This window comes from Streptomyces sp. BK239, from assembly GCF_004217285.1.
Classification (GTDB): Bacteria; Actinomycetota; Actinomycetes; order Streptomycetales; family Streptomycetaceae; genus Streptomyces.
Window position 1 is genome coordinate 327,955 of sequence record NZ_SHKS01000006.1, and the last position, 13,256, is coordinate 341,210.

Annotated in this window: 12 protein-coding genes; 8 read left to right on the forward strand and 4 right to left on the reverse strand. The window is 72.6% G+C overall.

From position 1 onward, the window contains the following. Positions 1-132: 132 nt before the first annotated feature. The gene (locus tag EV567_RS20745) at positions 133-642 is read right to left on the reverse strand and encodes a MarR family winged helix-turn-helix transcriptional regulator (RefSeq protein WP_130442254.1); all 510 of its coding nucleotides are present in this window, start codon (positions 640-642) and stop codon (positions 133-135) included. 173 nt (positions 643-815) lie between these two features. Here EV567_RS20745 and EV567_RS20750 point away from each other — a divergent pair, with 173 nt between their 5' ends. After that, on the forward strand, positions 816-1,580 hold the full coding sequence (locus tag EV567_RS20750) for a dioxygenase (RefSeq protein WP_130442646.1): 765 nt from the start codon (positions 816-818) through the stop codon (positions 1,578-1,580). Between the two features lie 56 nt (positions 1,581-1,636). On the opposite strand, the gene EV567_RS20755 is transcribed toward EV567_RS20750, so the two are convergent. Next, entirely contained in the window at positions 1,637-2,152 is a 516-nt protein-coding gene (locus EV567_RS20755; protein WP_130442256.1) for a GNAT family N-acetyltransferase, read from the reverse strand. Positions 2,153-2,325: 173 nt separating this feature from the next. On the opposite strand from EV567_RS20755, the gene EV567_RS20760 reads away from it, so the two are divergent. Both EV567_RS20760 and EV567_RS20765 read left to right on the forward strand, forming a co-directional pair. Further along, positions 2,326-3,321: an RNA polymerase sigma factor RpoD/SigA gene (locus EV567_RS20760; protein WP_130442258.1), complete on the forward strand. Its 996-nt coding sequence runs from the start codon at positions 2,326-2,328 to the stop codon at positions 3,319-3,321. Between the two features lie 594 nt (positions 3,322-3,915). Continuing rightward, positions 3,916-4,506: a TetR family transcriptional regulator gene (locus EV567_RS20765; RefSeq protein WP_130442648.1), complete on the forward strand. Its 591-nt coding sequence runs from the start codon at positions 3,916-3,918 to the stop codon at positions 4,504-4,506. A 2-nt stretch (positions 4,507-4,508) separates the two neighbouring features. On the opposite strand, the gene EV567_RS20770 is transcribed toward EV567_RS20765, so the two are convergent. Then, the gene (locus EV567_RS20770) at positions 4,509-5,510 is read right to left on the reverse strand and encodes a YafY family protein (protein WP_130442260.1); all 1,002 of its coding nucleotides are present in this window, start codon (positions 5,508-5,510) and stop codon (positions 4,509-4,511) included. A 63-nt stretch (positions 5,511-5,573) separates the two neighbouring features. Between EV567_RS20770 and EV567_RS20775 the strand changes: the two genes are divergently transcribed. From EV567_RS20775 to EV567_RS20795, 5 genes are all read left to right on the forward strand, one after another. Then, complete coding sequence (locus EV567_RS20775; RefSeq protein WP_130442262.1) at positions 5,574-7,148, forward strand: MFS transporter; 1,575 nt, start codon at positions 5,574-5,576, stop codon at positions 7,146-7,148. Between the two features lie 217 nt (positions 7,149-7,365). Next, positions 7,366-8,127: a DeoR/GlpR family DNA-binding transcription regulator gene (locus tag EV567_RS20780; RefSeq protein WP_130442264.1), complete on the forward strand. Its 762-nt coding sequence runs from the start codon at positions 7,366-7,368 to the stop codon at positions 8,125-8,127. Next, positions 8,124-9,071, forward strand: a complete 948-nt coding sequence (gene pfkB / locus EV567_RS20785; protein WP_130442266.1) for a 1-phosphofructokinase — start codon at positions 8,124-8,126, stop codon at positions 9,069-9,071. Before EV567_RS20780 ends, pfkB begins: the two co-directional genes overlap by 4 nt. A gap of 250 nt (positions 9,072-9,321) precedes the next feature. After that, on the forward strand, positions 9,322-11,460 hold the full coding sequence (locus EV567_RS20790) for a fructose-specific PTS transporter subunit EIIC (protein WP_130442268.1): 2,139 nt from the start codon (positions 9,322-9,324) through the stop codon (positions 11,458-11,460). A gap of 183 nt (positions 11,461-11,643) precedes the next feature. Continuing rightward, complete coding sequence (locus EV567_RS20795) at positions 11,644-12,192, forward strand: hypothetical protein (protein WP_130442270.1); 549 nt, start codon at positions 11,644-11,646, stop codon at positions 12,190-12,192. A gap of 36 nt (positions 12,193-12,228) precedes the next feature. Here the strand turns inward: EV567_RS20795 and EV567_RS20800 are convergent, their stop codons facing one another. After that, positions 12,229-12,975 (reverse strand): DUF6227 family protein, encoded by a 747-nt coding sequence (locus EV567_RS20800; protein WP_130442272.1) that lies wholly within the window; start codon positions 12,973-12,975, stop codon positions 12,229-12,231. Positions 12,976-13,256: the final 281 nt, after the last annotated feature.

Consider the following 13,256-nt stretch of genomic DNA (forward strand, 5'->3'; position numbering starts at 1 on the left):
AAGGTTCACCGGCTCGCGACGCCCGCGAGCTTCCCGGCAAACCTTTCCGGTCACGGCACTAGGGGGGGCTTCCCGCCGACCGGCGCGTTCGGAAGGGCGCCCGCCCACCGGCACCCGCGCCCCGGCGGAGCCTCACCTCAGCCAGGGCAGGTCCGCCCCCGCCTCGTTGGGCTGCAGTCCCTCGGCGATGATCTCCATGATCTCGCCGAGGGACTTCTGCTGTTCCGGGGTGAGCCGGTCGAAGAGCGCGTTGCGTACGGCGTTCACATGGCCCGGCGCGGCGCTCTTCAGCATCTCCAGTCCCTGCTCGGTCAGCACCGCGAACTGGCCGCGCTTGTCCGAGGGACAGTCCTCGCGGCGCACCCAGCCGTTCTTCTCCAGGCGGGCGACGGCGTGGGAGAGACGGGACCGGGTGATCTTCGCCTGCATGGCCAGCTCGGTCATGCGCAGCCGCCGGCGCGGGGCCTCGGCGAGTTTGACGAGGAGCCCGTAGTAGACGTGCGGCATCCCCGCGTCCCGTTGGAGCTGGCGGTCCATGTGGTCTTCGAGGAGGTACGTGGCGTGCAGGTAGGAGCGCCAGATGCGCTGCTCCTCTGCGGTGAGCCACTGGGGCTCTTCAGCGGGTGCGGCAGCCGTCTTCATGTACCCCACTGTACGGGTTTCGTCCTTGAAACTTAAACAAGTGGTGCGTACAGTGAGATGGAGATGAAGTTTATTCTTCAAGCAAAGCTGTCGAGGGTCCGGCCCTCGGAGGGAGTCACGCCATGTCCGCCCCCGCCGCTCAGGAACGCGCCGTCCCGCACGAGTGGGAGCGCATGCCCGCCCTGTACCTCAGCCACGGCGCCCCGCCCCTCGCGGACGATCCGGTCTGGCCCGGCCAGCTCGCCGCCTGGTCCGCCGGCCTGCCCCGGCCCAGGGCGATCCTCATGGTCTCCGCCCACTGGGAGGAGGCCCCGCTCGCCCTCGGCGCCGTGGAGACCGTCCCTCTGGTCTACGACTTCTGGGGCTTCCCCGAGCACTACTACCAGGTGACCTACGGCGCCCCCGGCGCACCGGAGCTCGCCGAGAGCGTGCGCAAGCTGCTGCGCGCCCCCGGTATGCCCGTCCAGGACATCCCCGACCGCGGCCTCGACCACGGTGCGTACGTCCCGCTCGTCGAGATGTTCCCGGACGCGGACATCCCCGTGCTGCAGATCTCCATGCCGACCCTCGACCCGGTGCGGCTGATGGAGATCGGACGCCGGCTCGCGCCCCTGCGCGACGAGGGCGTCCTGATCGTCGGCTCCGGCTTCTTCACCCACAACCTCGCCGCGCTGCGCCACGCCGGCGGCGTGCCCGGCTGGTCGACCGAGTTCGACGACTGGGGGCGGCGGGCGCTCGACGCTGGCGACGTCGACGCGCTCCTCGACTTCACCCGCAAGTCACCGGCGGGCCTGCTCGCCCACCCGCGCACCGAGCACTTCGCACCGCTGTTCGTGACGATGGGCGCCGCGGACGCGTTCGGCGAGCTGGGGGAGCAGCGGTCGGTGATCGACGGCTTCTGGCTGGGCCTGGCCAAGCGGTCGGTGCAGTTCGGCTGAGCGCGCGCAGGGACGCCGCGCCTGCCCGCGCCGCCCCGCCTGGCCGCCCCGTGCCCTCACAGCTCCTTCTCGTACCAGGCCACGTCCCAGTACCTGCCGAACTTGCGGCCGATCTCCCGGTAGGTGCCGATGTAGCGGAACCCGAAGCGTTCGTGCAGACGGGTGGACGCCTCGTTGGGCAGCGCGATGCCCGCGTACGCGCGGTGCAGGTCCTCGCCGGCCAGCGCCTCGAAGAGCGCCTCGTAGAGCAGGGTGCCGACACCGCGGCGGCCGGCGCCCGCGGCCACGTAGACCGTCACCTCCACCGACGTCGAGTAGGCGGCCTTCGGGCGGTGGGGGCTGGAGGTGGCGTATCCCAGAATCTCCTGTGAACCGGCGTCCACGGCAACCATCAGGCGGTACGGCCCGTCTTCAGGGTGGGAGAGCAGCCAAGGGCGGCGCTCCTCCACCGTGAAGGCCACCGTGTCGAATGTGATGGGCGTCTCACGTACGTAGTGGTTGTAGAGCTCCGTGAGGGCTTCGAGGTCCGCCTCGACTCCCGGTCTGACCTGCACCTCTGTACGGTCCGACATCCTCTCGCCTCCCTGGGTGGCCGGACAGGGTACTGCATGATCAGAAAATTCGTGGGTCGGGTTGGGAATTCTGTCCTGATTCCAGTCGTTGTTTCCATCGGATGCCGGGCACACGAGAAGAGTGCCGAGCGTCTACGGACCACCCGCTGACCCACCATCGCAAGGGAGCACGCATGGCAACCCGTGCCGTCGCCCGTCGTCAGTCCGCCACCGGCGAGACCGGCGCGGCAAGCAGTGTTCGCGTCCACGGCGGGGAGCTCGCCGACCGCGATCTGGTCGGCATGTACCTCGACGAGATCGCGCGCACACCACTGCTCGACGCCGCCAAGGAAGTCGAGCTGTCGCAGATCATCGAAGCGGGTGTGTTCGCGCGACAGGTCCTCGACGGGTACGAGGACTCCAAGGCGGACGCCTCCCGTGAGGAGCTCGAAGCCCTCGTCGCCGACGGGGAGCGCGCCAAGGACGTCTTCATCCGTTCCAACCTGCGCCTGGTCGTCGCGGTCGCCCGCCGCTACCCGCGCAGCGGCCTGCCCCTGCTCGACCTGATCCAGGAGGGCAACGCCGGGCTGGTGCGCGCGGTCGAGAAGTTCGACTACCGCAAGGGCTTCAAGTTCTCCACGTACGCGACCTGGTGGATCCGCCAGGCGATCACGCGCTCGATAGCGGACCAGTCGCGCACGATCCGGCTGCCCGTCCACCTGGTGGAGGAACTGGGCCGCATCCGCCGCGTCCAGCGCGAGTTCAACCGGGAGAACGGCCGTGACCCGGAGCCCGTGGAGATCGCCGAGGAGCTGGGCTCCACGCCGGAGCGCGTCATCGACGTGCTCGACTGGGCCCGTGACCCGGTCTCGCTGAACATGTCGGTGGACGACGAGGGCGAGACGCAGTTCGGCGACCTGCTGGAGGACACCTCCGCGGTCTCGCCGGAGCAGTCCGTTCTGACGCTGCTGCGCAGCGAGGAGCTCGACGGCCTGATCGACCGCCTCGACCCGCGCACGGCCTCCATCATCAAGATGCGCTACGGCATCGAGGACGGCCGGGAGCGCACCCTGACGGAGGTCGGCAAGCAGCACGGCCTGACCCGTGAGCGCATCCGCCAGATCGAGAAGCACGCCCTGCTGGAGCTGAAGAAGCTGGCCCGGTCCACCGGGTTCGAGGCGGCGGCGTAGCCGAAGAGACCGGTGCCGTCCTCAAGGCGCCGTGGAGACCCCGCTGTGCGCCGCCCCTCGCGGGCGGCGCCGGGCCGCCGCGTGGACGGGCTGAGTGAGCCGCCTCGCGCGCACGGTGGCCGAAGTCCGCGCCAACATGGCGATACAACGCCGCTTAACCGGTGACACCGGGGGAACAAGAATTCCAGGCACGGGAGTTCGGACCCACCGGACCCCGAAGCCGTACGACCACGTGGCCCGCGTCGCACCTCGGCTTCGCGCCGAGCGTCCGCTTCGCATGCCATGCGCAGGAACCCCCGGACCACGTCCCGACGCACCCCCCCCGGCGGCGGGACTGCCCCAGGCCGGGCCTCGGCGCCTTCCCCCCCAAGGCGCCGGGCCCGGCCTTCTTCTCACGCCGGTCACGTGCGCCAGGCTTCCCGCCCGCGCCCGGACATGCGGAACGGCGGGTCACCCCGTACCTGAACCCCGGGGTGGCCCGCCTGAATGGCAGATTGTGTCACAGGGGCATAGCCTGCAACTGTGACCAGTTCCACCCCCGCTCCGGTCCCGGCATCGGCCTCGCTGACCGAGCGACGCAAAGCGGAGACACGGATGGAGATCGCGCGGGCGGCCGCCCGCCTCTTCGTGAGCCGCGGCCTCAAAGCCACCCGGGCCGAGGACATCGCCGGCGCCGCGGGCATCGCTCCCCGCACCTTCTACCGGTACTTCGCCACCAAGGAGGAAGCCGTCGCGCCCCTCTACGCGGAGGGCGCCCGGCGCTGGGCCGACGCGGTGCGCGACGCCCCGCGCGAACTGCCCCTGCCGCAGGCGCTGGAACACGCGGTGCGGCACACCCTCACCCCCGGCGAGGGGGTGTCGGCCGCGGCCTGGGAATGGGCCCGCACCCTGATCCGCCTCGCCGCGAGCAGTCCTGCCCTGGGCAAGGTCTGGGCCGAGGTCTGCCACACCTCGGAGGAGACGCTCGCGCGGATCCTGCGGGAGCGGCGCGCGGGCGCCCCGGAGCACGACGACGTCACCGGCCTGACCGCCGACGAACGGTTCACCGCGGCGGTCGCCGACGCCGCGGTGAGGGTGGCCGTCGAGAGCTGGTCCCGGGGCGACCAGCCGCCGACCGGCCCGCAGGGCCCGGCCGAACTGGCCCTGCGCAACCTGGAGAAGCTCCGCGGGACCGGCTGGGAGTAGCCCTACTCCTGCGAACCCGCCCCCGCCCTGCTCAGTCTCCCGCCCAACTCCCTCACGCACTCGACCAGTTCACCCGGCCCGTGAACGGTGAACTCGCAGCCGACCAGGGCCAGGCGCATCGCCACCCATTCCACCGGGTCACTGGTCACCCCACGCAGCCGGCAGCCGCTCATGGTCCCGTCCTCTGAACCTTCGCCGGTTTCGGAGCCCGAGGTGAGCCAGGCGGGCAGCCGGGCGGTGACGAACTCGGCCGGCTCCGCGAACGTGACGTCGTACGCGTACTCACGGGTGTCCGGGCGGCGGTGGATCGACCGGCGCAGGTACTCCGCCGCGTCCCCCGTCGGCAGTTCCCGGGGGGCGAAGCGGGCGCCGGTGGCGAAGGGGTCGCGCACGCGGTCGACACGGAAGGTCCGCCAGTCCTCCCGTTCGAGGTCGTAGGCCACCAGGTACCACCGCCGACCGGTCGACACCAGCCGGTACGGCTCGGTCAGACGGCGGGACTGCGTGCCGTCCTTCGCCCGGTAGGCGAACCGCAGCCGCTCATGACCGGCCACTGTGGACGCCATCACGGTCAGCGTCTCGGGGGCGATGCTCGCGCCGTCGCCGCTGGTCAGCGGGGTGGTCGCGGCCTGCAGAGTGGAGACGCGGTGGCGGAGGCGGGCCGGCAGCACCTGCTCCAGCTTGGCAAGGGCCCGCACCGAGGCCTCGTCCACGCCCTCCAGCGCGTGCCCGGCGCCGGCCCGCAGGCCGACCGCTATCGCCACCGCCTCCTCGTCGTCGAGGACGAGCGGCGGCATGGCCTTTCCGGCGACCAGCCGGTACCCGCCGTCCGACCCCATCGTGGCCTGGACCGGGTAGCCCAGTTCGCGCAGCCGGTCGATGTCGCGCCGGACCGTGCGCCGGGACACCCCGAGCCGGTCGGCGAGCTCGCCGCCGGGCCATTCGCGGGGCGTCTGGAGGAGAGAGAGGAGCTGCAGCAGCCGTGCCGGAGTGTCCGTCGTCATGCCTTCGAGGATGCCGCACCACTAGGACATGATCTGACCTACTCGGCTCCTAGTCTTCGGGGCATGACTTCCACCGAGACACCGCCGACGTCCACACCCCCGAGCGCCGGGGACCGCCGCCGCTGGTTCGCCCTCGCGATCGTGATGACCGCGGCCTTCATGGACCTCGTCGACGTCACGATCGTCAACATCGCCATCCCGTCCATCCGGCAGGAGGCCGGCGCCTCCTGGAGCCAGATCCAGTGGATCACCGCCGGCTACGCGCTCGCGTTCGCCGCCGGTCTCGTCACCGGCGGTCGTCTCGGTGACATCCACGGCCGCAAGCGGCTCTTCCTCGTCGGCATCGGCGGATTCACCCTCGCCTCCGCGCTGTGCGGATTCGCCGTGAACCCGGAGATGCTCGTCGCCTCCCGCATCCTCCAGGGAGCCATGGCGGCGCTGATGGTCCCGCAGGTGCTGTCGATCGTGCACGCGACCTTCCCGGCGCACGAGCGGGGCAAGGTGTTCGGGCTGTTCGGCGCGATCGTGGGGCTCGGCGCGGTCTCCGGGCCGCTGCTGGGCGCGCTCCTGACGGAGTGGAACCTGTTCGGGCTGGGCTGGCGGCCCATCTTCCTCATCAACCTCCCCGTGGGCGTCGCGGGTCTGATCCTCGGCAGCCGCTTCATCACCGAGTCCCGTGCGCCCAGGGCGCTCAAGCTCGACCTCGTCGGCGTCGCCCTGGTGACGCTGGGTCTGCTGATGCTGCTCTACCCGCTCACCCGCGGCCGCGAGTTGGGCTGGCCGCTGTGGGGGCACGTCTCGATGGCCGGTTCGCTCGTCGTCTTCGGGGCGCTGGTCGCGTACGAGCGGCGCAAGGGCGCGCGGGACGGCTCTCCGCTGATCGAGCTCTCCCTGTTCCGGGTGAAGAGCTTCGCCGCCGGCATCGCGGTCCAGCTCGTCTTCGGCATCGCCCTCGGCATCTTCTTCCTGGTGTGGACGCTGTACATGCAGGAGGGGCTCGGCTGGACCCCGCTGCACGCCGGTCTGACCGGTGTCCCGTTCTCCCTCGCCGTCTCGACGGCCGCCGGTCTGTCCGTGCAGAAGCTGGTCCCGCGCTTCGGCCGCAGGGTGCTTCAGGCGGGCGCGCTGACCCTGGCTCTCGGCGTCCTGCTCTACATCTGGGAGTCCGCGCGGTACGGCCTCGGCATCACGTCCTGGCAGATGGCACCGCCGCTGGTGGTGATGGGCGTCGGCATGGGCCTGATCGTCGCGCCGCTGACGGACGCGGTGCTGTCCGGCGTGCCGCGCGAGCACGCCGGGTCGGCTTCCGGGCTGATCAACACCGTGCAGCAGATGGGCAACGCGCTCGGTCTGGGCCTGGTGGCGGTGGTCTTCTTCGGCCGGATCGGCGAGCGGCTGACGCCGGCCCAGGTGGGCCCGGAGTTCGCGGACGCCTTCCAGTACGCGCTGGGCTGGGTGGCCGCGGTGATGGGCGCGATCTTCCTGCTGATGTTCGCCCTGCCGAAGCGGCCCGCGCAGCACGTGGAAGGCGCGGACACGGCGGGCGGGGGAGAGGGCGCCGACCAGCAGGCGGCCGGGGAGCCTGCCGACGCGAGGAAGCTGCCCGGGCAGAAGACGGCGTCCGAACTCGTCGGCTGAACGAGGTCGCGAGGACGAGGTCCCGACAACGAGGTCTCCGAGGAAGGGCCCGGCGATGGACGCCGGGCCCTTCGGCGTGTGCCCGACCCTGCGACGGCGGCCGAGCGAAGTCCGTTCATGCCCGATTCGGGCCCGAACCTGTTTACTTTCGGGAAAGCCGGGCGTAGCCTCGCTATAGAAACCACACGTTCGGGCATGACTCGGAGGCGAAGCGGACATGTACGCACCGGAGCGTCAGCAGGCGATCCTGAGGCTCGCCCGTGACGGCGGCCGTGTGGACGTCGTGTCGCTCGCCGAGGAGTTCCAGGTCACCGCGGAGACCATCCGCCGCGATCTGAAGGCCCTCGACCGCGCCGGCCTCGTCCGCCGCGTCCACGGCGGCGCCATACCCGTCGGACGCCTCGACTTCGAGCCGGACCTCGCCGAGCGCGAGAGCACCTCCGCCGACGAGAAGGACCGCATCGCCAAGGCGGCCCTGTCCGAGCTGCCGTCCGAGGGCACGATGATCCTCGACGCCGGCACGACGATCGCCCGCCTGGCCGCCGCCCTCCCCCTGGAGGCCTCGCTCATCGCCGTCACGCACTCCCTGCCCATCGCGGCCCGCCTCGCGGACCACCCGGGCATGCAGCTCCACCTGGTCGGGGGGCGCGTACGGCACCGTACGCGCGCAGCCGTGGACGCCTGGGCGCTGCGCGCGTACGGCGAGATCCGCGCCGACGTCCTGTTCGTGGCCGCCAACGGCTTCTCCGCCGAGCACGGTCTGACCACGCCCGACCTCGCCGAGGCCGCCGTCAAGAGCGCGGCGATGGCGGCGGCCCGCCGGGTGGTGCTGCTGGCCGACTCCGCAAAGCACGGCCAGGAGCACTTCGCGCGCTTCGGCGACCTGAGCGACGTGGACCTGCTGATCACCGACAGCGGGCTGAGCCCCGACGACGCCGCCGCCATCGAGCGCGGCGGCACGGAAGTAGTGCGCGCATGATCCTCACCGTCACCCCCAACCCGTCCCTCGACCGCACCTACGAGGTCCCGTCGCTGGAGCGCGGCGAGGTCATCCGCGCCACCGGCGAACGCATGGACCCCGGTGGCAAGGGCGTCAACGTCTCGCGCGCCGTGACCGCCGCCGGACGGCGCACGGTCGCCGTCCTGCCCCTGGGCGGCGCACCGGGCGCGCTCGTCGCCGACCTGCTCGACGCGCAGGGCATCGAGGTCGCACCGGTGCCCGTCGCCGGGGCCACCCGCTCCAACATCGCGCTCGCCGAGTCCGACGGGGTGCTCACGAAGATCAACGCGCCCGGCCCGGAGCTGAGCGCCGCCGAGCAGGAACTGCTCCTGGAGACGGTGCGCGAGCAGTCCCGCGACGCCGACTGGATCGCCTGCTGTGGCAGCCTTCCCCGGGGCCTCGCGCCCTCGTGGTACGCCGATGTCGTCGCGCGGGCGCACGCCGGGGGAGCGCGGATCGCGCTGGACACCTCGGGGCGCGCCCTCCTGGAGGCGTTGCGTGAGCGGCCCGACGTGGTGAAGCCGAACGCCGAGGAGCTCGCGGAGGCCGTCGGGCGGCCGCTGGCGACGGTGGGCGACGCCGTGAAGGCGGCGGAGGAACTGCGGCAGATGGGGGCGCGCGCGGTGCTCGCGAGCCTGGGCGCCGACGGGCAGCTGCTGGTCGAGGACGGGGGCGCCTGGTTCGCCTCCGCGCGAGTGGACGTCGTACGCAGCAACGTGGGCGCCGGCGACTCCTCGCTCGCCGGCTTCCTCATCGCCGGCGGCAGCGGCCCGCAGGCCCTCGCCTCCGCCGTCGCGCACGGCGCGGCCGCGGTACAGCTCCCCGGCAGCGTGATGCCGACCCCGGCCGATCTGGACCCGGCGGCGGTGACGGTCACGGCGGACCTCCCGACGGACCGCGAACTGAAGGAGCCGGTGTCATGACCGCACCGCAGAGCACGGCCGTGCCCCTCGTCGCACGCCCCGGGCAGGGGTGGCGAGCGGATGTGTTACTCGCCGCTCCTGGCGGGCAGCAGGGCAACGGGTCGCGAGGCGACCTGAGCCGCCGTGTGACACCGCCGAGGCGAGGGGTCCCCCGCCCCGCCTCCACCGCCTCCCTCTCCCCCATCTCCGTCCCCGTCCCCACCCCCGCCCACCCCACGCCCCGGGCGATACGCGTGCGAAGGAGCCCGCGATGAGTGACATGATCACCGCGGACCTGGTCGACCTCGACCTGTCCGCCGATACCAAGGAAGCGGCGGCGCGATCCCTCGCCGAGCGCATGGTGGCCCAGGGCCGGGTGACCGACCTGGACGGCTTCCTCGCCGACGTCGCCGCCCGCGAGGCGCAGATGCCGACCGGCCTCGACGGCGGCATCGGCATCCCGCACTGCCGCAGCGTCCACGTCACCGAGCCGACGCTCGCCTTCGGGCGGGCCGCCGACGGCATCGACTTCGGCGCGCCCGACGGCCCCGCCGACCTGATCTTCCTGATCGCCGCCCCGGCCGGCGCCGACGACGCCCATCTGACGATCCTGTCCTCCCTGGCCCGTCAGCTGATGAACGCCGACTTCACCTCCGCACTGCGGTCGGTGCGGGACGCGGGCGCCGCCGCCGCGCTGATCCGCGGCGAAGAGCCGGCGGCCGGCACGGACACCGCGGCGGCCCCGGACACCGCGGCCGACGCCACCGGCAACGCCGGTGAGCACACCCAGGACGCCGCCGTGGCGTCGGCGGCGGCCTCCGCCGACGCCACGGCGGGCAGCACCACGACGGGCAACACCACGCCCACGCCGGCTACGGGCGGCACTCCCGACGAGACCCCCGCCGAGCGCCCCTTCCGCGTCGTCGCCGTCACCTCCTGTCCCACCGGTATCGCGCACACCTACATGGCGGCCGAGTCGCTGGAGAACGCCGGCCGTGAGGCGGGCGTCGAGCTGGTCGTCGAGACGCAGGGCTCGGCCGGCTTCACCCGGCTCGACCCGGCCGTCATCGCCGCCGCGGACGGCGTGATCTTCGCCCACGACGTGCCCGTACGTGAGAAGGACCGTTTCGCCGGCAAGCCCACTGTGGACGTCGGCGTGAAGGCGGGCATCAACCGCCCGGCCGAACTGATCTCCGAGGTCCGCGGCAAGGCCGAGCGCGGCGAGGTCAGCGCCTCCGCCGGCGGCGGCACGCCGGTCGAGCGGGCCGGGGAGGCCGGCGACGGCTACGGCACCAAGCTCCGCAAGTGGCTGATGACGGGCGTCAGCTACATGGTCCCGTTCGTCGCCGCGGGCGGTCTGCTGATCGCCCTCGGGTTCGCGATCGGCGGCTGGGAGATCAGCAAGGCTCCCGCGGTCACGGAACACTTCTCCTGGACCCAGGTCGACAGCTGGGCCGCCCTGATGTTCCAGATCGGCGGCGTCGCCTTCAACTTCCTCATCCCCGTCCTCGCCGGATACATCGCGTACGGCATGGCGGACCGGCCCGGTCTCGTGCCCGGCTTCGTCGGCGGAATGATCTCCTCCACCATCGCCGCGGGCTTCCTCGGCGGCCTGGTCGCCGGTCTGCTGGCCGGTGGCGTGGTCCTCGGCATCCAGCGGATCAAGATCCCGCCGGTGCTGCGCGGCATCATGCCGGTGGTGGTGATCCCGCTGATCTCCTCGATGATCGTCGGCTTCCTGATGTTCGTCGTGGTCGGCAAGCCCATCGCCGAGGCGCAGAAGGCCATGACGGACTGGCTCGCCGGACTGTCCGGCTCCAACGCCATCCTGCTCGGCATCCTGCTCGGCCTGATGATGTGCTTCGACCTCGGCGGCCCCGTCAACAAGGTCGCGTACGCCTTCGCCACGGCCGGCATCGCTGTCCAGAACCCCAGCGACTCGGCGATGAAGATCATGGCCGCGGTCATGGCGGCCGGCATGGTCCCGCCGCTGGCGATGGCCCTGGCCACCACCGTGCGCGGCAAGCTCTTCACCCCGACCGAGCGCGAGAACGGCAAGGCCGCCTGGGTCCTCGGCGCCTCCTTCATCTCCGAGGGCGCGATCCCGTTCGCCGCGGCCGACCCGCTGCGCGTCATCCCCGCCTCGATGGCGGGCGGCGCGGTGACCGGCGCCCTGTCGATGGCCTTCGGTGCGACGCTGCGCGCCCCGCACGGCGGCATCTTCGTGGTCCCGCTGATCGGCAACGCGGTCCTCTACCTGGTCGCCATCGCCGCCGGCGTGTGCGTCACGACCGCACTGGTCGTCGTCCTCAAGGGTCTGCGCAAGACGGCCCCCGACGCCTCCGCCGCAGGTCAGGGTGCCGGCGCGGCCACCTCGGCCACGCAGCAGAAGCAGCCGGTCGCGGCGTGAGCCGCGGCTGGCGGTACCGGCCACTCGGCTGACACGAACGGCCGGTCGCGGCCCGCCCCACGAGGGAGGGACGCGACCGGCCGCTTCCGTCCGACCAGCGGGGGCGCACGGCGTCCACCGCACCGCCTGCGAGATGCATCACGATTCGATACCGAATCCCGGATCTTGCTGTGTACTGTGCGCATGCCTGAGGCCCTCTCGATCCACCAGACGGCGAGCGCGGCCGCCCTGGCCCTCGCCCTCGCCGCCTGGCTGTGCGTCCTCTTCCGCCTCCTGCGCCGAGGCCGCCCCGGCTCGGCCGCACGAGGCTCCGCCGGGGCGGACGGGACGAGCCGAGGCGACCGCAGGGAAGGCGACGACCGCACGGGCGCGAGCGACCCCGCTGGTACGGGCGAACGCGCGACGGGAAGCGACCCGACGGGCGCGGGCGGCGGCGGGACGGGAGGGCGGCGCGTACGGCGCTCAGAGCGTGCGCGACCGGGCCGCCCCGACGGGCGCGCCCGTCGCGTGCGCACCTCCAGGGCGGACAGTCTGCGCCTCAACTCCGAAGGATGGCGCCGCGGCGCGGCCGCCCGCCCCGCGGACCCCGCCGCGCCGCAGGACCTTCCCTCGCTCCCGGGCCTGCCGCGCCAGCGCCAGGAACGCCCCCACCTGGAGACCGCCGAACTGACCCGGGCCGAACAGGCCGCCTTCGCCGATCTGGTACGACGGCTCACCGACGCCGACGGCTGAGCCGGCCGCCGGGCGGACGGCTCACGCGGGCGGCGCTCAGGAGACCTGCGCCGCCCGCCGCTCCATCGCCTCACGGGCCGCCGCCTCCGACGGATACACCTCGCACATGTGCCGCCCGTCGGGCGTCGCCGTGTGCTCGACCTCCCACAGGGAGATCTCCTGGCCGTCGCGCAGCAGGAACGCGTGCTCGTACAGCGCGAAGCCCAGGCCGATGCGCCCGGCACGGCACGGGCGGCCGAACGCCTGAGTGATCTGGTGCGCGAACGCGGTCGTCAGCAGCGTCGCCGTGTCCGGGCCGGGCCGGTCGGCGTTCTCCGCACGGCGCAGCAGCCGGCGCGCGTGGTCGGCCGAGTCGTCCGGCGCGTACACATGGCGCGGCGCGGGCACCGGCGCCAGCTGCACCAGCACCGGCAGCTCGAAGTCCGGCGTGTCCGGCGGCAGCGGCAGCCGGGCGGTGGCGGCGCGCAGCTCCTCCTCGTCCACGTACACCTCGTGCTGCGGCTCGCTGCCCGGCTGGGGGTTGTGCACGAGCTCCCACAGCGTGAGCGCACAGCCGTCGGCCAGCAGCCAGGTGTGCCGGTAGGTCTCGCGGTGCAGCCCCGCGCTGTGGTGCGCGGAGTGCAGCGAGCTGTCATGCGCCAGTGCGCAGTCGAGCCGCCTGATCGTGTCGTCGGGCAGCTCGAACGAGTTCAGGGCACGGCCGAGGAGCCGCGCGAGATGCTCCTCCGGAGTCTCGGGCGACTCTGCTGGTCCGTGCGCTTCCGTCTCGTACGGAACGCTCAAGGTCTCTCCCGGCGTCGCTGCATGTCACCTTGTGGGTGCATACCGTAGCCCCTCGGCCGGACATCATGTCCAGGAACCGAGAAAACGTCCGTCGGGAAAACGTCGGGGCCGCGCGAGATGTTCCCGCCCGGCCCGACGATCCGTCAGAAACCGCCGGTCAGGGCCCCGTTCCACCGGAACGGCCGCCCGCGCCGCCCGGCGGTCCGGGCGCGCGGCCCGGCGCACGACCCCATGCACGCGGCCCCATGCGTACGGGTCCCGGGCGCGCGGCCCGGCGCCTC